The 24,842-nt window shown below is 58.6% G+C and carries 25 protein-coding genes; 13 read left to right on the plus strand and 12 right to left on the minus strand.

What is annotated here, in order from left to right:
- Window positions 1-95: 95 nt before the first annotated feature.
- The 6 genes from ACTNBZ_RS01220 (at window position 96) to ACTNBZ_RS01245 (ending at window position 4,506) form a co-directional block, all read left to right on the plus strand.
- Window positions 96-659 carry a TetR/AcrR family transcriptional regulator gene (locus tag ACTNBZ_RS01220; RefSeq protein ID WP_441207811.1) on the plus strand — a complete coding sequence of 188 codons (564 nt, stop codon included), beginning with the start codon at window positions 96-98 and terminating at the stop codon, window positions 657-659.
- Window positions 660-758: 99 nt separating this feature from the next.
- Window positions 759-1,478, plus strand: coding sequence for a hypothetical protein (locus ACTNBZ_RS01225; RefSeq protein WP_441207812.1), 720 nt, complete (start codon window positions 759-761; stop codon window positions 1,476-1,478).
- Window positions 1,475-2,152 (plus strand): response regulator transcription factor, encoded by a 678-nt coding sequence (locus ACTNBZ_RS01230; RefSeq protein ID WP_441207813.1) that lies wholly within the window; start codon window positions 1,475-1,477, stop codon window positions 2,150-2,152. Before ACTNBZ_RS01225 ends, ACTNBZ_RS01230 begins: the two co-directional genes overlap by 4 nt.
- Window positions 2,149-3,216 carry a HAMP domain-containing sensor histidine kinase gene (locus ACTNBZ_RS01235; RefSeq protein ID WP_441207814.1) on the plus strand — a complete coding sequence of 356 codons (1,068 nt, stop codon included), beginning with the start codon at window positions 2,149-2,151 and terminating at the stop codon, window positions 3,214-3,216. The genes ACTNBZ_RS01230 and ACTNBZ_RS01235 overlap by 4 nt, the downstream gene beginning before the upstream one ends.
- Window positions 3,213-3,752: a hypothetical protein gene (locus ACTNBZ_RS01240; protein WP_441207815.1), complete on the plus strand. Its 540-nt coding sequence runs from the start codon at window positions 3,213-3,215 to the stop codon at window positions 3,750-3,752. The genes ACTNBZ_RS01235 and ACTNBZ_RS01240 overlap by 4 nt, the downstream gene beginning before the upstream one ends.
- Window positions 3,753-4,134: 382 nt before the next feature.
- Window positions 4,135-4,506: a hypothetical protein gene (locus tag ACTNBZ_RS01245; protein WP_441207816.1), complete on the plus strand. Its 372-nt coding sequence runs from the start codon at window positions 4,135-4,137 to the stop codon at window positions 4,504-4,506.
- A 104-nt stretch (window positions 4,507-4,610) separates the two neighbouring features.
- On the opposite strand, the gene ACTNBZ_RS01250 is transcribed toward ACTNBZ_RS01245, so the two are convergent.
- Window positions 4,611-5,630, minus strand: a complete 1,020-nt coding sequence (locus ACTNBZ_RS01250; protein ID WP_441207817.1) for a zinc-dependent alcohol dehydrogenase — start codon at window positions 5,628-5,630, stop codon at window positions 4,611-4,613.
- A 236-nt stretch (window positions 5,631-5,866) separates the two neighbouring features.
- Window positions 5,867-6,190 (minus strand): hypothetical protein, encoded by a 324-nt coding sequence (locus ACTNBZ_RS01255; protein ID WP_441207818.1) that lies wholly within the window; start codon window positions 6,188-6,190, stop codon window positions 5,867-5,869.
- A gap of 225 nt (window positions 6,191-6,415) precedes the next feature.
- Here ACTNBZ_RS01255 and ACTNBZ_RS01260 point away from each other — a divergent pair, with 225 nt between their 5' ends.
- Window positions 6,416-6,733: a hypothetical protein gene (locus ACTNBZ_RS01260; protein ID WP_441207819.1), complete on the plus strand. Its 318-nt coding sequence runs from the start codon at window positions 6,416-6,418 to the stop codon at window positions 6,731-6,733.
- 438 nt (window positions 6,734-7,171) lie between these two features.
- Here ACTNBZ_RS01260 and groL read toward each other — a convergent pair whose 3' ends face one another.
- From groL to ACTNBZ_RS01285, 5 genes are all read right to left on the minus strand, one after another.
- On the minus strand, window positions 7,172-8,800 hold the full coding sequence (gene groL, locus ACTNBZ_RS01265; RefSeq protein WP_441207820.1) for a chaperonin GroEL: 1,629 nt from the start codon (window positions 8,798-8,800) through the stop codon (window positions 7,172-7,174).
- Between the two features lie 76 nt (window positions 8,801-8,876).
- Window positions 8,877-9,161 carry a co-chaperone GroES gene (locus tag ACTNBZ_RS01270; RefSeq protein WP_441207821.1) on the minus strand — a complete coding sequence of 95 codons (285 nt, stop codon included), beginning with the start codon at window positions 9,159-9,161 and terminating at the stop codon, window positions 8,877-8,879.
- Window positions 9,162-9,392: 231 nt separating this feature from the next.
- The gene (locus tag ACTNBZ_RS01275) at window positions 9,393-10,316 is read right to left on the minus strand and encodes a diacylglycerol/lipid kinase family protein (protein WP_441207822.1); all 924 of its coding nucleotides are present in this window, start codon (window positions 10,314-10,316) and stop codon (window positions 9,393-9,395) included.
- Window positions 10,317-10,349: 33 nt separating this feature from the next.
- Window positions 10,350-11,495, minus strand: a complete 1,146-nt coding sequence (locus ACTNBZ_RS01280; RefSeq protein WP_441207823.1) for an S-layer homology domain-containing protein — start codon at window positions 11,493-11,495, stop codon at window positions 10,350-10,352.
- 29 nt (window positions 11,496-11,524) lie between these two features.
- Window positions 11,525-12,649: a THUMP domain-containing class I SAM-dependent RNA methyltransferase gene (locus tag ACTNBZ_RS01285; RefSeq protein ID WP_441207889.1), complete on the minus strand. Its 1,125-nt coding sequence runs from the start codon at window positions 12,647-12,649 to the stop codon at window positions 11,525-11,527.
- Between the two features lie 323 nt (window positions 12,650-12,972).
- On the opposite strand from ACTNBZ_RS01285, the gene ACTNBZ_RS01290 reads away from it, so the two are divergent.
- The 4 genes from ACTNBZ_RS01290 (at window position 12,973) to ACTNBZ_RS01305 (ending at window position 18,077) form a co-directional block, all read left to right on the plus strand.
- Window positions 12,973-13,449: an NfeD family protein gene (locus ACTNBZ_RS01290; RefSeq protein ID WP_441207824.1), complete on the plus strand. Its 477-nt coding sequence runs from the start codon at window positions 12,973-12,975 to the stop codon at window positions 13,447-13,449.
- A 12-nt stretch (window positions 13,450-13,461) separates the two neighbouring features.
- Window positions 13,462-14,418 carry an SPFH domain-containing protein gene (locus tag ACTNBZ_RS01295; RefSeq protein WP_441207825.1) on the plus strand — a complete coding sequence of 319 codons (957 nt, stop codon included), beginning with the start codon at window positions 13,462-13,464 and terminating at the stop codon, window positions 14,416-14,418.
- Window positions 14,419-14,509: 91 nt separating this feature from the next.
- On the plus strand, window positions 14,510-16,567 hold the full coding sequence (locus tag ACTNBZ_RS01300) for a hypothetical protein (protein WP_441207826.1): 2,058 nt from the start codon (window positions 14,510-14,512) through the stop codon (window positions 16,565-16,567).
- A gap of 250 nt (window positions 16,568-16,817) precedes the next feature.
- Complete coding sequence (locus tag ACTNBZ_RS01305) at window positions 16,818-18,077, plus strand: HlyC/CorC family transporter (protein ID WP_441207827.1); 1,260 nt, start codon at window positions 16,818-16,820, stop codon at window positions 18,075-18,077.
- A 107-nt stretch (window positions 18,078-18,184) separates the two neighbouring features.
- Here ACTNBZ_RS01305 and truA read toward each other — a convergent pair whose 3' ends face one another.
- A complete protein-coding gene (gene truA, locus ACTNBZ_RS01310) occupies window positions 18,185-18,922 on the minus strand; it encodes a tRNA pseudouridine(38-40) synthase TruA (protein ID WP_441207828.1) in 738 nt (245 codons plus the stop codon).
- A gap of 198 nt (window positions 18,923-19,120) precedes the next feature.
- Between truA and ACTNBZ_RS01315 the strand changes: the two genes are divergently transcribed.
- On the plus strand, window positions 19,121-19,441 hold the full coding sequence (locus ACTNBZ_RS01315) for a hypothetical protein (RefSeq protein ID WP_441207829.1): 321 nt from the start codon (window positions 19,121-19,123) through the stop codon (window positions 19,439-19,441).
- A gap of 105 nt (window positions 19,442-19,546) precedes the next feature.
- Here ACTNBZ_RS01315 and ACTNBZ_RS01320 read toward each other — a convergent pair whose 3' ends face one another.
- From ACTNBZ_RS01320 to ACTNBZ_RS01335, 4 genes are all read right to left on the minus strand, one after another.
- A complete protein-coding gene (locus ACTNBZ_RS01320) occupies window positions 19,547-19,789 on the minus strand; it encodes a polya polymerase (RefSeq protein WP_441207830.1) in 243 nt (80 codons plus the stop codon).
- Between the two features lie 134 nt (window positions 19,790-19,923).
- Window positions 19,924-21,717 (minus strand): threonine--tRNA ligase, encoded by a 1,794-nt coding sequence (gene thrS, locus ACTNBZ_RS01325; protein ID WP_441207831.1) that lies wholly within the window; start codon window positions 21,715-21,717, stop codon window positions 19,924-19,926.
- 398 nt (window positions 21,718-22,115) lie between these two features.
- Window positions 22,116-22,643, minus strand: a complete 528-nt coding sequence (gene idi / locus ACTNBZ_RS01330) for an isopentenyl-diphosphate Delta-isomerase (protein WP_441207832.1) — start codon at window positions 22,641-22,643, stop codon at window positions 22,116-22,118.
- Between the two features lie 31 nt (window positions 22,644-22,674).
- Complete coding sequence (locus tag ACTNBZ_RS01335) at window positions 22,675-23,886, minus strand: winged helix-turn-helix transcriptional regulator (protein ID WP_441207833.1); 1,212 nt, start codon at window positions 23,884-23,886, stop codon at window positions 22,675-22,677.
- Window positions 23,887-24,319: 433 nt separating this feature from the next.
- Between ACTNBZ_RS01335 and ACTNBZ_RS01340 the strand changes: the two genes are divergently transcribed.
- A complete protein-coding gene (locus ACTNBZ_RS01340) occupies window positions 24,320-24,637 on the plus strand; it encodes a TIGR04076 family protein (RefSeq protein ID WP_441207834.1) in 318 nt (105 codons plus the stop codon).
- Window positions 24,638-24,842 lie beyond the last annotated feature (205 nt).

Here is a 24,842-nt window from a genome sequence, read left to right on the forward strand (position 1 = left end):
TGCTATTGTATACATTATTATCTCAACATATAATAAGATAATGAACCGCCAATATTTTTGGCCTTGTTGAGTTAATGTACTGATAGGAGAGAGCGATGAACACAAAAAACAACCAGCGGTACAAAGATTCTGAAAAAAGGATGCAGGATGCTCTGATGAAGCTCATGAAAAATCAGGAACTGAAGGATGTCACGGTGATGGATATCTGCAAAGAAGCTCACATCAACCGAACGACCTTCTACGCCCATTATGAGGACATCTACGATTTGATGTCAAAAGTAGAGCGCCTGATTCGCCAGGAACTTTTCGGGGAATTTCAAACCCGCGGCATCGGGATGCAGAATATATTCCACCATGATTATCTGATTTATTTTCTTCGCCATATTGAGAAGTATCAAAACTTTTACCGTATCTGTCTGCGCCACCGGGTCAAATTCCCACTGGAAGAGGGATTTGAACAGTTATGGGAAGACGTTGTAAAACCCCATTGCCGGCAGCGCGGAGTCACGGATGAACGGGCTATGCTGTATTATCTCACCTTTTATCAGGCTGGTTTCACATCGCTCCTCCGGAAGTGGGTGGAGGATGGCTGCCCCGAATCTCCTGAGGAACTATGTCCGACCCTGCTGGACTGCCTGCCTCGAACGGAAATTCTCTGAAAAATTTTTTGAATCCCTCATATTTTAACAAAACTCAAACAATCGTGTGTTATGGTACAAGCCGGTCCACATACCAGCACGGTCACAGGGGTGTGAAATATGAAAGAAAATCCTCTGAAGAAAGGTGTTCAATATCTGAAAGCCAGCAGCAGCGAAATACAGGCTCAATACAGCACAGCAGCCAGCCGGTCGCTGCATCTGACCGGGGTCTCCGGGGTGGGAAATATTTTTCTGGGACTGGGCAAGATCATATCCGGCGTACTTTCCATGTCTGCCTTTGCCTGTGTCAACGGCTGCTACACGCTGGGCATGGTGCTGGCCCGGTACTGCGCTCTGGCAGGCGTAATACGGGGAAAGGATGAAAAGAGCCAGTACCGCTTTTGCCGCTGGTCCGGGATCATTCTGATCGGAGCCAGCCTGCTGTATATGTCCTATTCCGGCTGGGCCTATTACCATCTGAAACAGGTGGTCTATCACGAATACATCGCCCTTGCCATCGCCACATTTACCTTCACAGAGATCGGACTGAATATCCGCGGAGTCATCATCAATCGAAAAAATAAGACACCGCTGCTCCACGCTGTCAAAACCATCAATCTGGCGGCATCCCTCATCTCTCTGGTTTTGACCCAATCTGCGATTCTGGCCTTTGCCGATGATGGGAACCACGACCCCGCCGTTAACGCTCTGCTGGGTTTGCTGATGGGAGCCTGTGCCGCCCTGCTGGGCGTCTATATGCTCCGGAGGATCGGCTGGATGGAACAAAGGACCACCTCATCGTCAAACAATGCTGACAAAAACAGGAGGACACACAAATGATCCGGATCCTTGTGGTAGATGATGACGCACGTCTGAACCAGAGCGTCTGTACTTATCTGAATGACAGCGGATATGAGGCAAAAGGCTGCCTCAGTGCTGACAGCGCCTGCGCCTATGACGCCATGTATGGGAATCTGTTTGACCTCATTATCTCGGACATTATGATGCCGGGGATCGACGGGTTTGAGTTCGCCAAGACGGTCCGTGGGCTCAACAAGACGGTACCCATCCTGTTCATGAGCGCCAGAGACGATCTGCCTGCCAAACAGAAGGGCTTTGATCTCGGGATCGATGATTATATGATCAAGCCCATTGATTTCAGCGAATTGCTGATGCGGGTGCGGGCACTGCTGCGGCGGGCAAACATCGAGTCCAGCCGGAAGCTGACGGTAGGAAACCTGACGCTGAATGCCGACGCTATGACCGCGGCGCTGAACGGAGAAGACGTGCCGGTGACTACAAGGGAATTCAACATCCTTTACAAGCTGCTCTCCTATCCCAACCACACCTTCTCCCGCTCTCAGCTGATGGATGAATTTTGGGGCGTGGAGAGCGAGACCAGTCTGCGGGCCGTGGATGTCTACATCACCAAGCTGCGGGACAAGTTCTCTGCCTGCGACGGCTTTACCATCAGGACGGTCCGGGGGCTGGGCTATAAGGCGGTGCTGAAATGACAAAACCAGGCTGTTCAAAGAAATCCCTGTTTCCGGTATCCCTGTTCTTTGTGCTGTGGGTCTCCCTGCTGCTGATGTCCGGCGTTCATGTGGGACTGGTGGTGCTGGTCAACAAAATGCAGAGGGGGAGTGTTGTGCAGACTGTCATCCCCCTGCTGTACTGGATGGCCATGGCCTTTCTCATCACCGCTTTTACCCGGTACCAGATGGTCAAGACCTATGACGAGCCTATGAAGCGGCTGGCGGAAGCCACGAAAAAGGTGGCCCGGGGAGATTTTTCCGTCTATCTCCCTGCCCAGCATACGGCGGAAAAGCTGGACTATCTGGACATCATGTTTCAGGATTTCAATAAGATGGTAGCGGAGCTGGGCAGCATTGAGACCATGAAAACCGATTTCATTGCCAATGTATCCCATGAGATCAAGACACCGCTGGCCGTGATCTCCAACTATGCCCAAATGCTGAAAGGCGATCACCTCACGCAGGAAGAACAGGAAGAGTACCTGGACGCCATCGTGCTGAATGTCCGCCGTCTGGCTGACCTGGTGATGAACATTCTGAAGCTGAATAAAATAGAAAATCAGGTCATCAAGCCGGTGGTGCAGCCCTATGATCTGTGTGCCCAGCTCAGCGGATGCGCCCTGCTGTTTGAAGATGCCTGGGAAAAGAAAAACATTGATCTGGAATTTGAAACGGAGGACCGGGCCACCATCTGTGCAGATCGTGAAATGATGGAACTGGTGTGGAACAATCTGCTTTCCAACGCCATTAAATTTACACCGGAAGGCGGGACTGTCCGGCTGAAGCAGACTTCGGACGCCGATTCCGTCACCGTCACAGTGTCCGACACCGGCTGCGGCATGACGCCGGAGACCATGTCCCATATCTTTGAAAAATTCTATCAGGGTGATACCTCTCACTCCACCGTTGGAAACGGATTGGGGCTTTCTCTGGCGCTGCGTATCCTGCAGATCTCCGGGGGAACGATCACGGTAGCCAGCACGCTGAATGAGGGGTCTGCCTTTACAGTGCGGCTGCCGGTGGAAGGGAAGAAGGAAGCATGAACGAGATCACAAAAAACTCCCGCGACTTTGTGGGGTATGAATATAAGGACCTGACCGCACCGGAGGACAAATTCTCCCTGTATCTGGACAGCTATGAGAATTTTGGCTGGAGCGTTGACCCGAATGCTCCGCAGCGTCAGGAGCACGGGCTGATTACCGTCACGGTCAAGCGGGACCGCCGCATCGTCAACAAGGCGGAGCTGACCAGGCTCCAGCGCAACTTCGACGCCTGCGTGCAGGAGATCGAGGCGCTGGAGCGGTCCAAGACCTCTGGTCCTCTGATTTTGGCCCTGACGGTAGGCTTGATCGGAACCGTGTTTATGGCTCTTTCCGTTTTTGCAGTTACGGCTCAGCCGCCGCATATCGCCGCCTGCATCCTGTTTGGTGCCCCGGGAATTGCCGGATGGGTGGCCCCAATCTTTATTTATCAAAGGCGCCTGCATCAGAAGATCCGCCAGATCGACCCGCTCATTGAGGAAAAGCTGGAGGAGGCTTACCACCTGTGTGAGCGTGGTCACCAGCTTCTCCCCCACTGACCGATTTCATGAAAGGACAGCAGCTTTTGCAAGCCGTTGTCCTTTTTCATATTTTTCAAACATGAGTCAAGCAATTCAATAGCATCCTTTGTTGCCATGCAGCTACAGAACATCTTCTGTATGTTTTGTCAGCCCGCCAATGGCTGCTATCATAACATCGGGGAAGACAACAGGCAGGAGGGAACGGCATGAGCATCATGATAGGCGCGATGGCAGCGGCCGCTGTGATCGTGACCGGGAAGCTGACCTGCCGGAAATGATCCATTTTAATAATTCTCAAACAAAACAGAAACAAAGGACCAACAATTGCGATGTAGAGTATACCCTGTTGATAGGGGATACCAACAAAATCATATAACAAATACATAAGGAGAGGTAAACCATGAAAAAGAGCAATTTCGTTGCATTGATCCTGGGTACCATCGGCATCGTGTTTTTCGCACTGGGTATGTGCATGTGCATGCTCCCCGAGTGGGGTATGTTCCGGCAGGGCATCGTCTGCGGCGTCATCGGCCTGGTGGTCCTGCTCATTACCCTGCTGATCTGGCGCAGGATGGAGGGCAAGGCTCCCATCAAGCTCAACGCCAAGACCCTGGGTTCTGTTGTCGTTGGTGTGCTGGGTGCGCTGCTGCTGGGCGTCGGCATGTGCATGGTCATGGTGTTCAGCAAGATGGTCATGGGCATTGTCATCGGCCTGATCGGTATCGTGGTCCTGCTGATGCTGATCCCTCTGACCAAGGGCATCCACGATTAAGTTCATCCGTGATAAAAAAGGGGCTGTCCGTCCGGGGCAGTCCCTTTTTCAGCAATACGGAATCAGCGGCAGAGCAAACTTCGCTTTGCCGCTGATTTTTTGTGTTACGACAAACTGTAATTGATGACCACATTCAGAGCCTCGTCCACCTGAGCGGCGCGTTCGATGGCCTGGGGAAGCTGCCAGAGGGGATATTCGTCCGTAATGATGGAGCCGATATCCCATTTCCCGCTGGCCATGACTGCTATCACATCTTTAACATCTTCGGGGAAATAGCCGCCTGATCCGATCAATGCGTGTTGGGAATAGGTCATTGCCAGCACATCCACCGGCCGCCTTCCCGCACGTACAGCCACCACGACCATTCGGCTCTCGATCTTGCCTATGGACTGGTACAGCTCCAGGATCGGTTCTGCACCCGCGGCATCAATATAGATCCCCGCATCAGCAGTGGGGCCAAAACGGGAAGGCGCGGTGCCGAAGCACTCCATGGCTTTTCCTTTCAGATCCTCACGGCCATTGTTGCATACCGTAAATCCCAACGCTCTTGCCTTTTCCAACCGGAAATCGGAATGGTCGCAGATCATGACCTGATCACAGCCAAAGTATTTCAGGCCGATGGCAGAGGCAATGCCAATGGTCCCTGCGCCGAATACGATGGCGTTTTCACCCTTTTGGGGTGAGGAACGTCTTGCGGCCCGGAAGCCAACCGTGAACGGCTCGATCAGGCAGGCAGTTTTCGGCGGGATCTGGGCGGGAATCTCATATACCTGCTTGTCCAACTCCGCATTGGGGATCAGGACATATTCTGAAAAGCCGCCTGCTGTTCCTGCACGTCTGGGGTCGCCTTTTGCCAGACGTGGATAGGGGTAAACGATGTCACCGACTTTGATTCGTTTGACGTTTTTTCCGACCTGCACCACCTCGGAGACCATTTCATGACCGAATTCACTTCCTACGGTAATACGGTGTCCTGTGTTGGGGCCGTGGGTGTAAACAGCTACATCTGTCCCGCAAATGCTGGCATATAGATTTTTTATGACAATGTCGTTGCCGCCGGCTTCCGGCTTTTCCAATTCCTCTATGCGCACATCTTCCTGCCCGTAATATATTGCAGCTTTCATTGTGAAACATCCTTTCCTTTTTGCTGACTCTATTATGCCAACAGGAGTTGGCTCAGACAACCGACAATTTGTTTGATTGTGTTCGGTTAATCCATCTTCACTCCAGATTTCACTTGAAAAAGCGGCTCATTTCGACATTTTAATATTTTAAAAACATAATTTAAGCATTACGCAAACAAATGCCATGTAAGATTCAACCATCCTGAGTGACACAGATCCATTCCTCATGTGCCGTGTCAAAGGCGAATAAACAGGGAGATGCCATGATGCGGAGGTATTTTCCAAATAAATGCTTGAGGAAAGGAGGGGACCAATATGAGCGGTAAAATTGCAGCTGCCGCTGTGGCAGCCGTTGCAGCCGGTACTGTGGCTGTTGTTGCCATCGCGAAAAAGAAAAAGTGATCTGCTTTTTCATACACCCATTTCAAATTCAGTCGAAAGGAAGTGAAAGCTATGGGCAAGATTATCGTCGTTGCCATCATCATTGCTGCCGTCATTGTGATTGCTGCTGTCGCCAAGAAGAACAAGTGACCTCCGGCGGCGCATGGCGGCTGATCCATGCGCCGCTTTTCTCAGATATAACGTGACAAAACTTTACGATGAAAAGAAGGAAAGTTCTCCGTGAGTACGATAATGGATAAAGCCCAGACCGCTGCTTTGGATGCTCTGCTGGTTCGGGCCACCGAGTGCCTGTGATGAGACACCGGAGCGGATGCCGTACAAATCTCTGAGAGCCCTTGTTCAGTCTGAGGGGCTGAATTTAGATAGAAAGGATGGAGCATCAAATGGAAATCGTGAGCGGGTACAAGCTGAAAACTGGTAAGATTGGTGACGCTGTGGCCGGCGCCTACAAGAAGGTGGAGGATACTTTCGTCGATGCCTTTCTTGAAAAATCCGGGGACGGCAAGGGCATCGCCGGTCTGAAGACCGGCAAGGCCGGCGATGCTGCCGTTAGTGCCTATAAGGCCGTTGAGGACACGGTGGTGAGCGGCTATAAAAGGGTGGAAAATGCCTTCATAGACGCCTTCCTGGAGAAAAATGACGAGCAGGCCGCCAGGGAACAGGATCCCAGCCGGGACGAATTCTGCAGGAAAGAAGAATGACTATGAAGAAATTTTTGCTGACTCTCGTCTGCATCGCTGGCGTTGTCATCAGTGCTCTGCTGATTTGGAAGTTCGTAATACCGTTCTTGGGTATCGTGTTTAGCTGGATGCTGCCCGGTTGAGAAACTGTGCATGAAATACATAGATGCCCCCGGTCCCACAGAAAATGCAGGACCGGGGGCATTTCACGCTGTATTGGAAGAACCTGAGAAGAATACGCCTGTTCTGGCAGTTGAAACGGTAAGATATCCTGCCGGTGAGCTGTACAGGATCGGTGCAAAAAACTGATGGGCCTCCGGAAGAAGACCCATCAGTTTTCATCAAGGCTGTTTTTCAGACCAATTTTGCCTATCCAGCGCTGAATCAGCGTAAATCTGGTGTGGATCAGCCACACCACTTACAGAAAATCCAGCAATTTCAAGGGTTAGCGGCTATCGCTTAGTACATGCCGCCCATGCTGGGATCGGCGGGAGCAGGAGCGGGAGCGGGCTCCTTCTTGTCGGCCACCAGGGACTCGGTGGTCAGCAGGGTGGCGGCGATGGAAGCGGCGTTCTCCAGGGCGGAGCGGGTCACCTTGGTGGGATCCACGATGCCGGCGGAGATCATGTCCACGTAGGTCTCGTTGTAAGCATTGAAGCCGTAGCCCACCTTGCCGGACTCCTTGATCTTCTCCAGGACCACGGAGCCGTCGATGCCGGCGTTGGCGGCGATCTGCTTGACGGGCTCGGTCAGAGCCTTGGCAATGATGCGCACGCCGGTCTTCTCATCACCCTCGACGGAGGAGATCAGGCCCTCCACAGCGGAGACGGCATTGACATAGGCAGTGCCGCCGCCGGCCACGATGCCCTCTTCCACAGCGGCGCGGGTGGCGTTGAGAGCGTCCTCGATGCGGAGCTTCTTTTCCTTCATCTCCACCTCGGTGGCAGCGCCAACACGGATGATGGCCACGCCGCCGGCCAGCTTGGCCAGACGCTCCTGCAGCTTCTCCTTGTCGTAGTCGGAGGTGCTGATGGCCAGCTCGTTGCGGATCAGGGCCACACGGGCCTTGATGTCCTCGGGGGCGCCGGCGCCGTCAACGATGATGGTGTTCTCCTTCTGAACCTTGACCTGACGGGCGCGGCCCAGCAGATCCAGGGTGGCGTCCTTCAGCTCATAGCCCAGATCGGTGGAGATCAGGGTGCCGCCGGTGAGGATGGCGATATCCTTCAGCATCTCCTTGCGGCGGTCGCCGAAGCCGGGGGCCTTGACGCAGGTCACGTTCAGGGTGCCGCGCAGCCGGTTGACGATCAGGGTGGACAGGGCCTCGCCCTCCACGTCGTCGGCCACGATCAGCAGCGGCTTGCTGGTTTTGACCACCTGCTCCAGCACGGGCAGCAGATCCTGGATGTTGGAGATCTTCTTATCGGTGATGAGGATGAAAGCGTCGTCCAGGACGGCCTCCATCTTCTCGGTATCGGTGACCATGTAGGGAGTGATATAGCCGCGGTCAAACTGCATGCCCTCCACGACCTCGCTGTAGGTCTCAGCGGTCTTGGACTCCTCCACGGTGATAACGCCGTCATGAGAGACCTTCTCCATGGCCTCGGCGATCAGCTTGCCGATGGTCTCGTCGCCGGAAGAGACGGCGCCCACGCGGGCGATGTCGTCAGAGCCGTTGACGGGCTTGGAGTTGGCCTTGATGGCCTCGATGGCGGTGGCGGTGGCCTTGGCGATGCCCTTCTTCATGACCATGGGATTGGCGCCGGCGGCCAGGTTCTTCAGGCCCTCACGGATGATGGCCTGGGCCAGCAGGGTGGCGGTGGTGGTGCCGTCGCCGGCCACGTCGTTGGTCTTGGTGGAGACTTCCTTCACCAGCTGGGCGCCCATGTTCTCAAAGGGATCGTCCAGCTCGATCTCCTTGGCGATGGTCACGCCGTCGTTGGTGATAAGGGGAGCGCCGAACTTCTTGGCCAGAACGACGTTGCGGCCCTTGGGGCCCAGGGTGATCTTAACGGTATCGGCGAGCTGGTTCACGCCGCGCTCCAGAGCGTGACGGGCATCCTCGCCATAGCAGATGATCTTGGACATGATGAATTACCTCCTAAAAAGGTTCCGACAGAGCGGAAAGAAATTTGTTTTGACAGAATACGGTGCGGAACGGATCTTACTCGACAACAGCCAGAATGTCGCCCTGGCGGACGATGGTGTACTCCACGCCGTCCACCTTGACCTCGGTGCCGGAATACTTGCCGGTGATGACCTTGTCGCCCTTCTTGACAGTCATGACGACTTCCTTGCCGTCCACCACGCCGCCGGGGCCGACCTCGACCACCTCGGCCATGGAGGGCTTCTCCTGCGCGGAAGCGGTCAGGATGATGCCGCCCTTGGTGGTCTCTTCAGCTTCCAGGCTCTTCAGTACGACTCTGTCGCTCAGGGGTTTGAGTTTCATAATGAGTTCCTCCTTATATGTGATAATTCTTAAAAACTTGACAAGCGTGTTAGCACTCATTTTACTGGAGTGCTAACACGCTTATTATAATAAACTCAGTTGTACAATTACGCAAGCCCTAATTTTTAAAATTTTTGTGAATTTCAAAGGCCAATTTTTGTTTAGCTCGCTCAATCGGCTGAAATAAAGCCCGGACGCGGTTTTTCTTTAAATTACATGTTTTTTAAGCGCTTAGGTCCGAAAACCGGGCCGCCAGGAGGCACCCCGTGGGAAAAAGAAGTTCAGCTTTTTAGCAGAGAGGGAGATGGAGAGCTCAGAAGCATCCAGACGCTCGCCGTCCAGATTGACCATGGAGACACGGTCGCACCGGATATGTATGGAAGCGCCCCGGCGGATGGTGACCAGATTGGGCATATCGCAGGAGCGTCCGGCGGCGTAGAGCTTTACCAGCCGGGCCACAGTGAGCCGGGAGACCCCCTTGACCAGCAGGAACTCCAGCTCCCCATCGTCCGGGACAGCGGTGGGGGAGGGATTGAAGCCGCCGCCGTAGTACCGTCCGTTGCAGATGCAGACCAGAGAAAAATCTCCTTTGAACTGCTCCTCGCCGATCTGGATCTCATAGGGCCGCTTGATGCCGGCAGCCAGGTTCTTCACCAGGGAAAGCTGATAGGCCATGGGACCGCTGACCATGGGAAAACGTTTGAAGTCGGCCATACCCAGTCCAATGCGGGCGTCAAAGCCCACTGAACAGATATTCAGAGAGAGCCTGCCGTTGCAGTCGATCAGGTCCATTGGAGCCACCTCGGCGTCCAGCAGCTCCCGCAGCTCGTAGAAGCGGGGAGCGTCGGGGCCGAACATACGGAGAAAATCGTTGCCCGAGCCGCAGGGGTACTGGGTGACGGCGGCGTTTGCATAGCCTGCCGCACCGTTGGCGGCTTCATTAAGGGTACCATCCCCACCGCAGGCGTAAATGCGCACCTCCTGCCCGGTCTCGGCGGCGGCCCGGGCCAGGGCGGCGCCGTGGCCGGGATACTGGGTGACCTGGACCTCCCAGTCCAGCCCCAGACCGTCCAGCTGGTCGGAGAGCTTGACGGTGAGCTCGTGGCTGCGGTCGTAGGGACCGGCGGTGGGGTTGACAAGGAAGAGATGCTTCATTTACGATCAGTCCAGTCTTCTGAAATTGGGCAGTCAAAACAGATTCAGGCGCTGTTCGGTCCGGGCCATGCGGGAGACGATGGCCGCAGCCTCGGCACGGGTAATAGTGGTATTGGGGCGGAAGGTATAGCGGCCGTCGGTACCCGCCAGGATACCCTTGGCGTAGAGGGACCAGATGGCGTCGGCGGCATAGTCGCCGGAGCGGACGTCGGGGACGGCGGCCTTGACCCGGCTCAGGTCGTTGATGACCGGGATGGAGCGGCCCAGGCTGGTAGCGGCGAAGATCCGGGCCATCTCTGCCCGGGTCACCGGCCGGGTGTAGGAAGAGAACTCGCCCGGGCGGATGATGCCGCTGGCCACGCAGTAATTCACTGACGAACGGTACCACACCGGCCCGGTGATGGGCTGGGTGTGGAAGTTGTCGCCGGTCTGGCGGCTCTCCATGCAGGCGGCCAGGCGAAGGGCCTCGGCCACCGTCAGAGTGTCGTTGGGGGCAAAGCGGCCGGAGCCAACGCCCTCCATCAGCCCCAGGTTAAAGGCCAGGTCCACCCACAGGTCATACCAGTCCCGGGGGCCCACGTCGGAAAAGTCGGGCAGGAGGCCCCGGCGCAGGGGGAACCGGGCCGAGGGGATCTGCCTGTCCAGCATGAGCTGGGTGATCTGGTACAGGGGGAGGGCGGTGCGCACGCCGTTTTCGGTGAGGATCAGGGTGTCCACGCCGCCGATCTGCGTCAGCTCGGCCGTGTCATACACAAAGTCGTAGAGGATCTGGGTGGCGCCGCCGCTGCCGTCGGGGAAGGGGAGCAGGCTGACCACGCCCCACTTGATCCCCTTCTGGGCGATATACAGTCCGGCGTTGATGTGGAGCAGGGAGTCATACTCCGGCTGGAGCAGGTACTTGCCGTCCTGGCGGATAACCCCCAGCTTGTTCCCCAGCCGGACCTGGCCCAGGCCCAGGGAGAAGTCCAGCACCGAGGTGTACTGCATGGGGATCACCACCTCACCTCGGACATTGGCGTAGCCAAAGGCGCCGTCCGGGCTCTGGGCCTTGGCTAGCCCCTCCTGATAGCCCCAGATGATGGTGCCCGGCGGAGCGGCCAGAGCGGAGGGCGTCAGGCAGAGGCAGAGGAGCACAGCCGCGGAAAATATGCGGCGCAGGGGCATCCGGAGAACGGTCATAGCAATTCCTTTCTGTCTAAAATATCTTATTATCTACTGCTCGTATACTGAAACAGGTCGCATTTGATCATGCCGTTGTAGAGCTTGCGGCGTTTGTCGGCGGTACGGCCGAAGGTGCGCTCAAACTCGGTATGGGAGGAGAGCACCGACACCTTCCACCCGGGGGGGAGGGAGCGGACGGCCTGGCCGAAGGCCCGGTAGAGAGTCTCGGCCTCCTTTTTCTCCATGATCCGCTCGCCGTAGGGCGGGTTGGTGACGATGCGGCCGTAGTCGCTGCTGCGGTGGAAGCAGGTGGCGTCGGCTACCTCGAAACGGACCAGATCCTCCACATCGGCCTTGACGGCATTGGAGCGGGCAATCTCCACGGCGGCGGGATCGATGTCGCCGCCCCAGATGTCGTAGTTGCCGTCAAATTCCTTGTCCATGGCCTCACCGGCGGCCTCCATCCAGACAGAGGAGGGGAGCCAGCCCCACTTTTGAGCAGAAAAGGAGCGGTTCAGGCCGGGAGCCCGGTTTTTAGCAATGAGGGCGGCCTCAATGGCGATGGTGCCTGAGCCGCAGAAGGGGTCGCAGAAGGGGTCCTTCCCCCGGTAGCGGGAGAGGAGCACCATGGCGGCGGCCAGAGTCTCCCGCAGGGGAGCGGCCACGCCCACGGCCCGGTAACCCCGCTTGTGGAGCCCGGCGCCGCTGGTGTCCAGCATAACGGTGACCTCGTCCTTCATAATGGAGAACTGGATCTGGTGGAGGGCGCCGGTCTCGGGCAGGGACTCCAGGTGGTATTTGCTCCCCAGCCGGGCGGCCACCGCCTTTTTGATAATGGACTGGCAGGCCGGGACCGAGTGGAGGGCGGAGTTGAGAGAGTGGCCTTTTACCGGGAGAGCGCCGTTTTTGGGGATAAAATCCTCCCAGGGAAGGGCGCGGACCCCCTCGAACAGGGCGTCAAAATCGGCGGCATAAAACCGGCCCAGTACCAGCAGGACCCGCTCGCCGGTGCGCAGGTTCAGGTTTACCCGGGCAATATCGGCGGGGGAGGCGGCGCAGAGGACCCGCCCGTTCTCGGCGCGGACGTCACTCAGGGAGAGGCGGCGCAGCTCGTCGGCGGCCAGGCCCTCCAGACCGAAGAGGGTGGGGATGGCAAGTTGAAGGGCAGACATGGCTTTGATCGTACTCCAATCGGGCCGCCCGGCCTGGCCGGCGCGGCAGAAAAATGTCAAATCAAGTATATCCGATTCCGAAGAAATAGGCAATGCTTTTTCCCTGCTTACCGTAGAAAGAGCGCGGTGCGGGGCGAAAAACCGGCAAAACAGGGCGTGCCGCGGGGAACGGAGGAGAAAAAGGCAGACAGAGAGGCGCGGCGCCTGTCCTTGCCGGGGAAAGCTGCTGGATTTTTCTCAGCCCATATGGTATGATATCACCACCAGCATACGATACGCCGCGGGCCGCGCGGCAGTATGCGGCTGAAGAAGGAGGGATCACTGTGTGGCCGCTGAGCATCATCTGGCTGATCGCGTTTGTGGTATTTCTGGTGGCAGAGGCTGTAACTGTGGGTCTGGTCTCTATCTGGTTTGCCGCCGGTGCGCTGTGCGCCCTGCTGACCTCTCTGGCGGTGGATAACTTCTGGGTGCAAATGGCTGTGTTCCTGGCGGTGTCTGCCGCGGCGCTGTGTGCCCTGCGGCCCCTGACCCGGAAGTACTTTGGGTCCAGAGACCATACGGCCACCAACGCCGACCGGGTCATTGGCGCCCGGGCCGTGGTGACCGAGGAGATCGACAACCTGGAGGGCAGGGGCATGGTGACGGTGAACGGTGCCCGCTGGACCGCCCGCAGCGCGGACGGGACCGTCATCCCCAAAGACACCAGGGTAACTATTTTGCGCATCGAGGGCGTAAAGGTATTCGTCCGTCCGGCGGACAGCGCCGCTGCGGGTGAGAAAGAAGCTGTCGGAGAACTGTAAGGAGGAGATTCTATGGGACCCATCATAATCATCGTTCTGCTGGTGCTGCTGCTGGTCATCGTGGCGGTCAACATCAAGGTCGTGCAGCAGTCCAAAGCCTATGTGATCGAGCGCCTGGGCGCCTTCCACGCCGTCTGGGGGGTGGGCATCCACGTTAAGGTGCCCCTGATCGAGCGGGTGGCCAAGGCGGTCTCTCTGAAGGAGCAGGTAGTGGATTTCGCACCCCAGCCCGTCATCACCAAGGATAACGTCACCATGCAGATTGACACGGTGATCTATTTCCAGATCACCGATCCCAAGCTTTACACCTACGGCGTGGAGCACCCCATGAGTGCCATCGAGAACCTGACGGCCACCACCCTGCGCAACATCATCGGCGAGCTGGAGCTGGACCAGACCCTGACCAGCCGCGACATCATCAACAGCAAGATGCGCACCCTGCTGGATGAGGCCACCGATCCCTGGGGCATCAAGGTCAACCGGGTGGAGCTGAAGAACATCATCCCGCCCCGTGAGATCCAGGACGCCATGGAGAAGCAGATGAAGGCCGAGCGCGAGCGCCGGGAGTCCATCCTCCAGGCCGAGGGCCAGAAGCAGTCCCAGATCCTGGTGGCCGAGGGCGAGAAGCAGTCCGCCATCCTGCGGGCCGATGCGGCCAAGCAGGCCGCCATCCTCCAGGCCGAGGGCGCCAAGCAGGCCAAGATCCTCCAGGCGGAGGCCGAGGCCGAGGCCATCCTGAAGGTGCAGCAGGCCACCGCCGATGCCATCCGGCTCATCAACGATGCCCAGCCCGGCGAGGGGGTCATCAAGATCAAGGCGCTGGAGGCCTTCCAGGCCGCGGCCGACGGAAAGGCCACCAAGATCATCATCCCCAGCGAGATCCAGGGCCTGGCCGGCCTGTGCGCCAGCGCCAAGAGCGTGTTTGACACGGTGGAGCCCAACAAGCCCAAGGCGCCTGCGGCAAAATAACAGAAGCGTCACGGAGCGCCGCGGGATTTTCCCGCGGCGCTTTTGGCAACGGGAGAGGTGAGGGAGCATGGAGTGGGCGGAGCAAAGAAGGGTGTTGACTGCGGCACGGGTGTGCTATGCCCTGGGCGGCGGGCTGACAGGAGTGTTCCTGGCGGTACGGCTGGGGGCCTTTCTGGTCCAGGCCCGGGAGATCCGTCTGCCGCTGGCCGCGCTGGTGACCCTCGCCCCGGCCCTGGCCCTGGCGGGGGCGCTGCTGGCCCCCTGGGTCAGGGAGCACCTGCGGCGGTATGCCTTTGGCGGACGGCCGGGGGCCTGGGCGGCGTATGCCCTGTGTATTCTGCTGTGCATGAAATTTCGCGGCCTGACCCTGGATTGGGCCATTGAAGGGGGAGGGCTGACCCTGTCCCCTGCGGTGAGCCGCTGTGCCCTGGCCGGAGGCGGCGTACTGCTGGCCCTTTTCCTGCTCCATGCGGCCTGGGCGCTGTGGGAATGCCTTCCCGGCGCGGGGGCGTGGCTGCGGGGGCTGCGCCGGAGGGACTTTATCGCCATCGGGCTGCTGTGGTGCCTGACGGCGCTGGCGGTGTACGCCTATGCCCGGGGCAGCCGCACCATCTACAGCTGGGACAGCGCCATCTACTGGCGCAGCACCTACGCCCTGGCGGAGACCTTCCGGAGCCAGGGGGTGGCCGCGGCGCTGCGGTCGGTGTATGACTCCATTTTTGCCAGCGACTACAACTATACCATCGGCCTGCTCTGCGTCCCCCTGGCCCTGCTGTTCGGGCCCTCCCGGACGGTGTATCTTTTGTCCATCGGGCTCTTCTGCCTCTTTCCCATGCTGCTGCTGATGTGGGGCTATGCCCGGAGCCTGAGGGGCCGGGGCGGCTGGCTGGCGGCGGCGGGCATTCTGGCGCTGCCCTCCCTGTTTTACACATCGGTCACCGGATATGTGGATATCGCGGGGGCCGCAGTGGCCCTGGCCGCCCTTCTGCTGTGGATGGGCGAAAAGGGAAAGAGACGGTTCTCCCGTTTCCTGCTCATCGGCATGCTGGCGGCGCTGGCGGTGGTGCTGCGGCGGTGGTACGCCTTTTACGCCCTGTCCTTCCTGCTCTGCCTGCTGGCCGACTGCGCACTGTTCCGCCGCTCCCCGGCGTCTGCGCTGGGATATCTGTGCGGGTTTGCCTTCCCGCTGCTCTTCTTCCTCCAGACCTTCGTGTCCAAACGGCTGCTGGCCGATTACGCCAGCATGTATGCCGCCTATGACCTGGGGCTGGGGGTGGATCTGCGGCTTATGTTCCGGTACTACGGCATCTTCCTGCTGGCCGTGGCGCTGGCCCTGGCGGTGTGGCTGATCCTCCGGCGGGAGGACCGGCAGCGGGGCGTGTTCCTGCTGCTCCAGCCGCTGGTGTGCTTTTTCCTCTTCACCCGGGTGCAGTCCCACGGGCAGCAGCACCTGCTGCTCTACGCCCCGGCCCTGGCCTGCCTGCTGCTGCTGGGCTTTGCCCGCCTGGGGGAGCGGGGGCGGCTGGGATATCTGCTGGTGGCCCTGGCGGTGGTGCCCACCGCCGTGAGTCCGGCCCTTCCCCGGGTCCAGTCGGGCATCATTCAGGACTACCCCCTCTTCATCCCCCTGCCCAATTTCTCCTACGCCCCGCCCCGGAGGGCCGACGCAGACGAGATCGTGGCTCTGGTACGGCGGCTGGATGAGTTTGGGGCGGAGGGCAAGCGGGTGGGGCTTCTGTCCTCCTCCTTCGTGCTCAATACCAGCGCCCTGCGCAACGCCGAGGACTCCCTGAGCCTGAAGCGGGTGTCCGATGTGGACCGGAGCTATCTGGTGGATCTGCCCGCCGTGGACCAGCGGGACGGCTTTGGCGGGGCCATCTACGCCTGCGATATCCTGGCGGTGGCCGACCCCATCCAGCTCCACCTGGGGGAGGAGAACCAGCAGGTGGTATGGGCCCCGGCCCACAGCCTGCTGGAGGGGGAAAACATCGCCGGGGCCTACCGGCGGCTGGAGGAGAGCTTCTCCCTGGAGAGCGACGGCATCACCGTCTATTTCTTTGAAAAGCAGCGGGACCCCACGGCAGAGGAGAAGGGAGAACTGGCCGCCCTCATCCGGCAGGTCCACCCCGAGATGGAGATCGCCGGGTAGGGGAGGGGGTCCCAACAGGTGCTTGCAATCCGGGAAACAGTATGCTATACTTCTGTCAACTGCGGACCACTGTCCCGGCTATTTTTGAGCAGAAGGAGCGGGTGAGCCCTGGTGGACGAACCTCCCTTGTACGATAAACAGAGTAATATGCACAGGGCAGCCTTACCTCAACAGGGGATAGGGCTGCCCTTTCATACATAAAACAGCCGGGACCCCAATTTTAAGAAAGATGGAGTTGATCGTTACTCCTATGGGCAGTGACAGTATTGGAATGTTAGCCGCGCTTATTATTCTGGTGATCATGTCGGCCTATTTCTCAGCCACCGAGACCGCCTTTACCTCCCTGAACCGGATCCGGCTCAAGAGCCGGGCGGAGAACGGCGACCAGCGGGCCGCCCGCACCCTGGCTCTGGCGGAGGACTATGACAGGCTCCTCTCCACCATTCTGATCGGCAACAATATCGTCAACATTACGGCCACCACTATCTCCACTCTGCTCTTTGTGAAGCTGCTGGGCGGCGAGCAGGGCCCCGCGGCCTCCACCGTGGTGCTCACCGTGGTCATCCTGATCTTTGGCGAGATCTCCCCCAAGAGCCTGGCCAAGGAATCCCCCGAGCGCTTTGCCATGCTGGCCACCCCGCTACTGCGCTTTTTCCTGCTGATTTTAACGCCGCTGAATTTCCTCTTTACCCAGTGGAAGCGGCTGCTCTCCCACATCGTCCGCAGCAAGGGCGACGACAGCATCACTGAGGAGGAGCTGGTGACTATGGTGGACCAGGCCGAGACCGAGGGCGGGCTGGACCAGCACGAGAGCGAACTCATCCGGGCGGCCATCGAGTTCAACGATCTGGAGGTGGAGGAGATCCTTACTCCCCGGGTGGATATCGTGGCGGTGGAGGACACCGACTCCATGGACGACATTGCCAGGGCTTTTGCCGAAAACGGCTATTCCCGGCTGCCGGTGTACCATGAGGACATCGACGATATCGTGGGCGTCATCCACGAGAAGGACTTCCACGCCGCCCGCTACCACGGGCAGACCGACGTGTCCGCCATCATCAGCACGGTGCTTTACACCACCGGAAACACCAAGATCTCCGACCTGCTGCGCATCCTCCAGAAGGAGAAGGCCCACATGGTCATCGTGGTGGATGAGTACGGCGGCACCGAGGGTCTGGTGACCCTGGAGGACATTGTGGAGGAGCTGGTGGGCGAGATCTGGGATGAGCACGACGAGGTCATCGAGGAGTTCCGCAAGCAGGAGGACGGCAGCTACCTGATCTCCTGCAACGCCGACCTCTCCGACCTGTTCGACCTCTTTTCCATACGGGGCGAGTGCGACGCCAATACCGTGTCCGGCTGGGTCATGGAGCAGGTGGGCCGGGTGCCGGAGGAGGGCGACCGCTTCCAGGCTGACGATCTGGACGTCACCGTCACCAAGGTGGACCACCGGCGGGTCATGGAGATCCGGGTGGTGGTACTGCCGGAAGAGGGAAAGAACGGCGACTGAGCCGGATGATAAAAAGCCCCCTGCCGCCGGCAGGGGGCTTTGACGCAGGCGAAAGAAATACAAAAGCTGACCGGCGTCAGGGCGGAGACCATGGGGATCGTTCCGGCTCAGTGGTAATCCACCGATACCAGGGTCAGCCCCTGGGGCGGAGCGGTGAAGCCGGCGGCGGAGCGGTCCAGGGCCGCGAGGACGGCAGGCATCTCTTCCGGAGCCCGCTTTCCCTGGCCCACCTCCAGCAGCGTACCGGTGAGGATGCGCACCATGTGGTAGAGAAAGCCGTCCCCGTGGAAGGTGAGGTCCAGGTCGGCGCCCCGGAGGGAGATCCGGATGGAATCCACTGTGCGCACGGTGGATTTTTTCATCTTCCGGTTGGAGCAGAAGGAGCGGTAGTCGTGGGTGCCGGTAAGGAGGGCAGCGGCGCGCTCCATGGCGGAGAGGTCCAGAGGCCCCTCCAGCTGGTACTGGTACCGGCGGCGGAACACGTCGGGCACGTCCCCCAGGCGGATGGAATAGCGGTAGGTCTTGCCCACGGCGTTGAGCCGGGCGTGGAAGCGCTCGCCGGCGGGCTCCGCCGAGAGAACGGCAATGTCGCCGGGGAGGGCGGCGTTGAGGCGGCGGCGCAGTTCCTGAGGCGGGAGAGACACCGGCAGGCGGACGCTGGCCGTCTGGCCCAGAGCGTGGACGCCCGCGTCGGTCCGGCCCGCGCCGTGGACTTCCACCGGCTGCCCCGCCAGGGCGGAAAGCGCTGCCTCCAGCCTGCCCTGGATGGTGTTGTCCGTGTTGCCCTGGCGCTGCCAGCCGTCGTAGCGGGTGCCGTCGTATTGAAGGGTGAGTCGGTAATTCATGGCCGTCCCTCCTGAGTGAGATGCCTCCATTTTAGCGGAAGGGCCCGGCACCGTCAAGGCGGCGTGTGCCTTGAAATAGGGCGAAAAATGTTGTATGATAATGTCTGCTGAATAAACCGCTTTCCGGCTTTGTTCAATACGCATTATAGTAACAAATACCGGCCCTGTCCGGACGCAGAGGATGAAGGAAGGTTCTGTATGAAAGAAAAGAGCGAAATCAGGGCCCGTTATGACCGGGCTGCCAACGCCATGAATTATGTGGTGGGACTGCTGTGTATCGCGGGCGTCCTGCTGGGCGGTTACCTGGAGCAGTATATCGGAGTGTTCCTGACGCTGGGGGGCGCGGTGGGCGCCGCCGTGTCGGGATACGCCTCGCTGCTGTACCGCAAGGTGCCCAAGGAGCAGATCGAAAAGCCCAAGGGCTTCCTGGCCGGGATCTCCAACGCCAATCCCTATGTGGTCCTTATCTTTTTCGTGATCGTGATCGCGGTGGGAGTGATCGTGCTGGCCGGGGGCTGAGGATGGGTTCACATGTGTCCGTCTCCCATGGGGCAGGCCGCATTTGATACGGAAGAAAAAGCGCCGCACCGGGTTTTCCGGTGCGGCGCTTTCTTATAAATGAGATCAGTTCTTGCTGTTGAGCTCATGCAGGAACTGGAGCAGGCGGGACTCATCCTCCTTGCTCTCGGCAAAGAGCTCCAGAGAATCGCCGGACTCCTCCAGCAGGCGGCCGATGGCAATATACTGGGACATGGAGGACTTCAGATTGAACACATCGCCCTCCAGAGACTTGAGGAAAACGCCGTTGGTGCAGGAATTGACGACCTCGATAAACTTCTGGACGTCCTTGACATTAGTCAGCTTCATCAATACTCGCTCCTTTTCAGATTCGTTTTGGTCAGCATAGTATATCATGGACGGAAGCAGGCGGCAATGGGCAGAAATCGCAAATTTTCAGACGCACCAGTTCATTTGTTTGTATGAATTCCAGCCCCAAGCGCTTACTTTTTGGCCTTGGAATCTACCACGTCCTTGAGCAGGGCGGTGAACGCTTCCATACTCATGGCGCCCAGGTCGCCGTCGGCACGGTGGCGGGGAGAGACGGTGCCGTTCTCCATGTCGCGGTCGCCCACCACCAGCATATAGGGGACCTTTTCTATCTGAGCCTCGCGGATCTTCTTGCCGATCTTCTCGTTGCGGTAGTCCACGGTCACGCGGTAGCCCAGAGCCTCCAGCGCTTTGGCCTTCTCCGCGCAGTAGTCGGCGGCACGGTCGGTAACGGGGAGGAAACGGACCTGCTCGGGGGCCATCCAGGTGGGCAGGGCGCCGGCGTACTCCTCGATGAGATAGGCCAGGGTCCGCTCATAGCAGCCCAGAGAAGTGCGGTGGATGATATAGGGGGTCTTTTTCTGACCGTCCACGTCCACATACTCCATGCCGAACTGCTTGGCCAGCAGCATGTCGATTTGGATGGTGACCAGGGTGTCCTCCTTACCGAACACGTTCTTGTACTGGATGTCCAGCTTGGGGCCGTAGAAGGCGGCCTCGTCGATGCCGATGGTGTACTTGACACCCAGGTCGTCCAGGATCTGGCCCATGACCCGCTGGGCCTCATCCCACTGCTCCGGAGTGCCCTCGTACTTGTTGTTGGGGTTGGTGGGGTCCCACTGGGAGAAGCGGAAGGTACACTTGTCCAGCAGTCCCACGGTGCCCAGGCAGTACTTGGCCAGATCCAGGCAGCCCTTGAACTCCTCCTCCAGCTGCTCGGGGCGCAGGATCAGATGGCCCTCGGAGATGGTGAACTGGCGGACGCGGATGAGGCCGTGCATCTCGCCGGAATCCTCATTGCGGAACAGGGTGCTGGTCTCGCCCAGGCGCATGGGCAGGTCACGGTAGCTGCGGCCCCGGTTCAAAAACACCTGGTACTGGAAGGGGCAGGTCATGGGACGCAGGGCGAAGCACTCCTTGGAGTAGTCGTCGGGGTCGCCCAGCACGAACATGCCGTCCAGATAGTGATCCCAGTGGCCGGAGATCTTATACAGCTCCCGCTTGGCCATGTAAGGGGTCTTGGTCAGCAGGTAGCCCCGCTTCTGCTCCTCGTCCTCCACCCAGCGCTGAAGGGTCTGGATCACCCGGGCGCCCTTGGGCAGCAGGATGGGCAGGCCCTGACCGATGCAGTCTACGGTGGTGAAATACTCCAGCTCCCGGCCCAGCTTGTTGTGATCCCGCTTGAGCGCTTCCTCCCGCTCTTTCAGGTAGGCGTCCAGCTCGTCCTTCTTGGGGAAGGCGATGCCATAAATGCGCTGAAGCTGCTTGCGGCTGGAGTCGCCCCTCCAGTAGGCGGCGTTGCAGGCGGTGAGCTTGATGGCGTTGCCCTTGATGCGGCCGGTGGAGTCCACGTGGGGGCCGGCGCACAGGTCGGTGAACTCGCCCTGCTTGTAGAAGGAGATGTGGGCGTCCTCAGGCAGGTCGTTGATGAGCTCCACCTTGAAGGGTTCGTCCTTCTCCTCCATGAACTTGATGGCCTCCTCCCGGGGCAGCTCGAAGCGCTCCAGAGGCAGCTTCTCCTTGCAGATCTTGCGCATCTCGGCCTCGATGCTCTCCAGGATCTCGGGGGTGAAGGGGAAGGGGGAGTCCAGATCGTAATAGAAGCCCTCGTCAATGGAGGGGCCGATGGCCAGCTTCACCTCGGGGTACAGGCGCTTGACCGCCTGGGCCAGGATGTGGGAGCAGGTGTGCCAGTAGGTCTTGCGGTATTCGGGGTTTTCAAAGGTGTACTTGTTCTCGTCAGACATGTGCGATCCATCCTTTCTGCACGGATAACGGGGCAAAACAAAAAACGCTTCACCCCTGATGTGTGTTCAGGGGTGAAGCGGTCAGCTCCACGGTTCCACCCTGCTTACGGCATATGCCGTCGCTCGTGACCTCTGTAACGGGAGGACCCGGCCCGGCCTACTTCGTTCAGCGGGCGGCTCAGGGGTGGTTAAACATCCGTTTCGCGGTGCAGCCGCGTTTTCAGCCAGTGACGCGGCCTCTCTGTGCGGCGAAGACGGACAGGATCCCCTTCATTGCCTCTTTTACGAAAACACTATATCACCATCGAATGCAGGTGTCAAGCGGAGAAGAGGGTATTTTTCAGAAGAAGCGAGCACCGAATGGACAGATACAGAAAGAAAATGTACGCATCTGGCGATCAATTGTGCGTGGCTGCTAAGTGTTCCAGCACCCTGGGAGCGGCGATGAGAAACCAGGTGGAAAACCGGGCAGGACATTCCACCAGCTCCTGCCGGAGCTGGGAGAAGGGGACCCAGCGGGTCTCCTCGATCTCCTCCGGGTCGGGACAGACCGGACCGGACCATCGGCCCAGAAACACGTGATCCAATTCGTATTCAAAGAGCTGGGGGCCATACTGACTGAAGTAGTGAAAGGAAAACAGTTCCTCCACCGGGCAGGAGATACCCAGTTCCTCCTTCAGCCGCCGTGGGACGGCCTGTTCCAGAGATTCCCCCGCCCTGGGATGGGAGCAGCAGGCGTTTGCCCACAGGCCGCCGGAATGGTATTTCCCCCGGCTGCGGCGCTGGAGCAGCATCCGCTCTCCGTCGGTGAGAAAGACGGAGAACGCCCGGTGGAGCAGGCCGCGGCGGTGGACCTCGGCCTTGCCGGCGGAGCCAATGGGAACGTCATCCAGGTCCACCAGGATCAGCTGGTCTTCAGTGTGCATGGGAATCCCTCCAAAGGTCAGAAATGGGCGGTCATGAGGCAGCGCTCCGCTTGACCTGGCCATAGACACGCTCCGGACGGCCCCGGGTGGTGAGACGCCGGGTGGCCACCACGGCCAGGATGCCGGCCTTTTCCATGGCGCTGAGGAAATGGTTGGCGCTGCGGTGAGTGACTGACAGCTTATCGGCCAACTCCCGGGCGGTGATCCGTCCCTCCGGCATATTCTGAATGGCGGAGAGCACCTTCATCACTGTGAGGGAGGAGAGGCCGGAGTCGTTGTAGTTATCCGACAACATGCTCGAGGAGGTGGGGACGGTGAGCATGGAGCTGTGGCCCAGGGGCCCGATCAGTTCCTGTTTTTCATTGACCAGATAGCTGCCCCCCAGCAGTTCTCCCTCCCGGACGGCATTGAGGGCGTTGAGCTTGGCGTGGTAGATGTTGTCTCCAATGCCGTAGCCGATGGATACCTTGAAGTCCAGCCGCTTGGACAGATAGTCGCTGATGATGCATTTGGTATAGTTCTGGGTGCACCAGTCCACCGACTTCCGGTCGGTAAGGAGGCATACGCCGAAATGGCTGCGCCGGGGCATGACGTTCAGAGCCGAGTCGGAGAAGAATTCCCGCAGGGTATTCTCCAGCAGGACACAGCGCTGCTCGAACAGGTCATTACTCGAGATGACGGAAGGCTCCAGATTAAAATGGATCTCGGCGGGCTGGTTCTCCTGGAGCCGGCGGATCTCGATCTCGCGCAGCAGACTTTCACAGGCGTCCCGGACGGCGGCGTGGCTGTGGTAGGGGTAGTAGACCTGGACCCCCTCCTTCCGCAGCAGCGGGATGAGCCCGCTGTACCTGGTGATGATACAGTCAAAATTGCCGGTCTTCCAGATGGAGAGGAGACGTTGATAGTGGAGGTCCTCAGCATACTGAAAGTTGTCAAGTCCCTGCTGAGTGGGGGGCTGGGCCATATAGTCGGAAATGGAAATACCCTGATCCGCAGTGAGAAAATCTTCAATTTTCAGATGCAGGTGATCCAGAAAGTCACAGTAGACACGGGAAAAATCCTGCACGCCCCGCTCCAGATGGAGCCGCCACAGCAGGCGGTGAACGGCGGCGTCATCCATCAGGATGGGCACCACCGGACGCTGATCCCGGGCGGCCAGGTCCTTGAGCGCGTCGGCGAAGCGGATGCCGGAGACCAGGATACCGTCCACGTTGCTGCCCAGCTGGCGGTATACCGACTCCATACCCTTGAGCGGATCATAGGCATAAAAAGAAGGAGTGCAATTTAAAGAAAATTTAGAAAAGGCGTTTTCAATATTTGACTGGATCAGATTGGTGGCGATGACAGCGATTCTATACGGCTCCACGAGCATACATTCCTTCCTGATAATTCACTCGGACGCGCTTTTCCTTATTTTAGCGCTGCTTTCCGTTTTTGGCAAGAGCATTTGCGCACAAAAGCTGCCGATATCTCTTTAAATTTTCTTTAATTCAAAGAAACGCAGTTTTTGCGGCGGATTTTTACAATAAAACTGACGAAGCCTCCAAAATAGAACATGAAAGCAACAGAATGATTGACTTTATAAACAAGGACGTTATAATTAATAACATCAAATTCGCTATCCATTCTTTAAATTAGAAGCCCGGATGGGTGGAACGTGAAGGGTGAGATTTTTTATGGATATGACAAGAAAACGCTATAATACGCCCAAGAAAGCACGGATCGTTGTGGAGCATTGTCCGGTGGACGAGACGGGAAAGCCCTGCCACTGCCACACAGAGGGCCAGGTGTTTGAGTTCGATTTTGAGCGATGCCCGGCCAACTTCTGCGCGGCGGCCTTCCACAATCTCTGGCCCCAGCTCCGGGTGCTGGAGCTGGGTGGCCGGCATCCCTGGGACGCCACGCCCGGCGTGACCCGGGTGGCCTGCCCCGATCCGGGGAAGCCCACCATTTTCCGCATCGAGGTCTACGACCCTGAGGAGGAGCAGAGCTAAGGCAGTTCATGCTTGACAGTTTAGAAACCGTACAGCAGACTATGCCATAGTGAGCGAAGGCACTTGCTGTGGTCATACCGCGGCAGGCGCCTTTGCTTTATATAAAAAAGGAGGAATGTGCAGGAGTTGGCCAAACTGTTTGGCTGAGCGTATCAGACCGAAAAGGGCAATCAAAACCGAAGACAACGATTATTAAGGAGGAACA

The organism is Pseudoflavonifractor sp. HCP28S3_F10 (assembly GCF_052065415.1).
Classification (GTDB): domain Bacteria; phylum Bacillota; class Clostridia; order Oscillospirales; family Oscillospiraceae; genus Pseudoflavonifractor_A.

Bases quoted from the DNA above. Each gene is read 5' to 3' on its own strand.
- ACTNBZ_RS01220 (WP_441207811.1), top strand. From the start codon at position 96: ATGAACACAAAAAACAACCAGCGGTACAAAGATTCTGAAAAAAGGATG.
- ACTNBZ_RS01225 (WP_441207812.1), top strand. From the start codon at position 759: ATGAAAGAAAATCCTCTGAAGAAAGGTGTTCAATATCTGAAAGCCAGC.
- ACTNBZ_RS01230 (WP_441207813.1), top strand. From the start codon at position 1,475: ATGATCCGGATCCTTGTGGTAGATGATGACGCACGTCTGAACCAGAGC.
- ACTNBZ_RS01235 (WP_441207814.1), top strand. From the start codon at position 2,149: ATGACAAAACCAGGCTGTTCAAAGAAATCCCTGTTTCCGGTATCCCTG.
- ACTNBZ_RS01240 (WP_441207815.1), top strand. From the start codon at position 3,213: ATGAACGAGATCACAAAAAACTCCCGCGACTTTGTGGGGTATGAATAT.
- ACTNBZ_RS01245 (WP_441207816.1), top strand. From the start codon at position 4,135: ATGAAAAAGAGCAATTTCGTTGCATTGATCCTGGGTACCATCGGCATC.
- ACTNBZ_RS01250 (WP_441207817.1), bottom strand. From the start codon at position 5,630: ATGAAAGCTGCAATATATTACGGGCAGGAAGATGTGCGCATAGAGGAA.
- ACTNBZ_RS01255 (WP_441207818.1), bottom strand. From the start codon at position 6,190: ATGGATCAGCCGCCATGCGCCGCCGGAGGTCACTTGTTCTTCTTGGCG.
- ACTNBZ_RS01260 (WP_441207819.1), top strand. From the start codon at position 6,416: ATGGAAATCGTGAGCGGGTACAAGCTGAAAACTGGTAAGATTGGTGAC.
- groL (WP_441207820.1), bottom strand. From the start codon at position 8,800: ATGTCCAAGATCATCTGCTATGGCGAGGATGCCCGTCACGCTCTGGAG.
- ACTNBZ_RS01270 (WP_441207821.1), bottom strand. From the start codon at position 9,161: ATGAAACTCAAACCCCTGAGCGACAGAGTCGTACTGAAGAGCCTGGAA.
- ACTNBZ_RS01275 (WP_441207822.1), bottom strand. From the start codon at position 10,316: ATGAAGCATCTCTTCCTTGTCAACCCCACCGCCGGTCCCTACGACCGC.
- ACTNBZ_RS01280 (WP_441207823.1), bottom strand. From the start codon at position 11,495: ATGACCGTTCTCCGGATGCCCCTGCGCCGCATATTTTCCGCGGCTGTG.
- ACTNBZ_RS01285 (WP_441207889.1), bottom strand. From the start codon at position 12,649: ATGTCTGCCCTTCAACTTGCCATCCCCACCCTCTTCGGTCTGGAGGGC.
- ACTNBZ_RS01295 (WP_441207825.1), top strand. From the start codon at position 13,462: ATGGGACCCATCATAATCATCGTTCTGCTGGTGCTGCTGCTGGTCATC.
- ACTNBZ_RS01305 (WP_441207827.1), top strand. From the start codon at position 16,818: ATGGGCAGTGACAGTATTGGAATGTTAGCCGCGCTTATTATTCTGGTG.
- truA (WP_441207828.1), bottom strand. From the start codon at position 18,922: ATGAATTACCGACTCACCCTTCAATACGACGGCACCCGCTACGACGGC.
- ACTNBZ_RS01315 (WP_441207829.1), top strand. From the start codon at position 19,121: ATGAAAGAAAAGAGCGAAATCAGGGCCCGTTATGACCGGGCTGCCAAC.
- ACTNBZ_RS01320 (WP_441207830.1), bottom strand. From the start codon at position 19,789: ATGAAGCTGACTAATGTCAAGGACGTCCAGAAGTTTATCGAGGTCGTC.
- thrS (WP_441207831.1), bottom strand. From the start codon at position 21,717: ATGTCTGACGAGAACAAGTACACCTTTGAAAACCCCGAATACCGCAAG.
- idi (WP_441207832.1), bottom strand. From the start codon at position 22,643: ATGCACACTGAAGACCAGCTGATCCTGGTGGACCTGGATGACGTTCCC.
- ACTNBZ_RS01335 (WP_441207833.1), bottom strand. From the start codon at position 23,886: ATGGAGTCGGTATACCGCCAGCTGGGCAGCAACGTGGACGGTATCCTG.
- ACTNBZ_RS01340 (WP_441207834.1), top strand. From the start codon at position 24,320: ATGGATATGACAAGAAAACGCTATAATACGCCCAAGAAAGCACGGATC.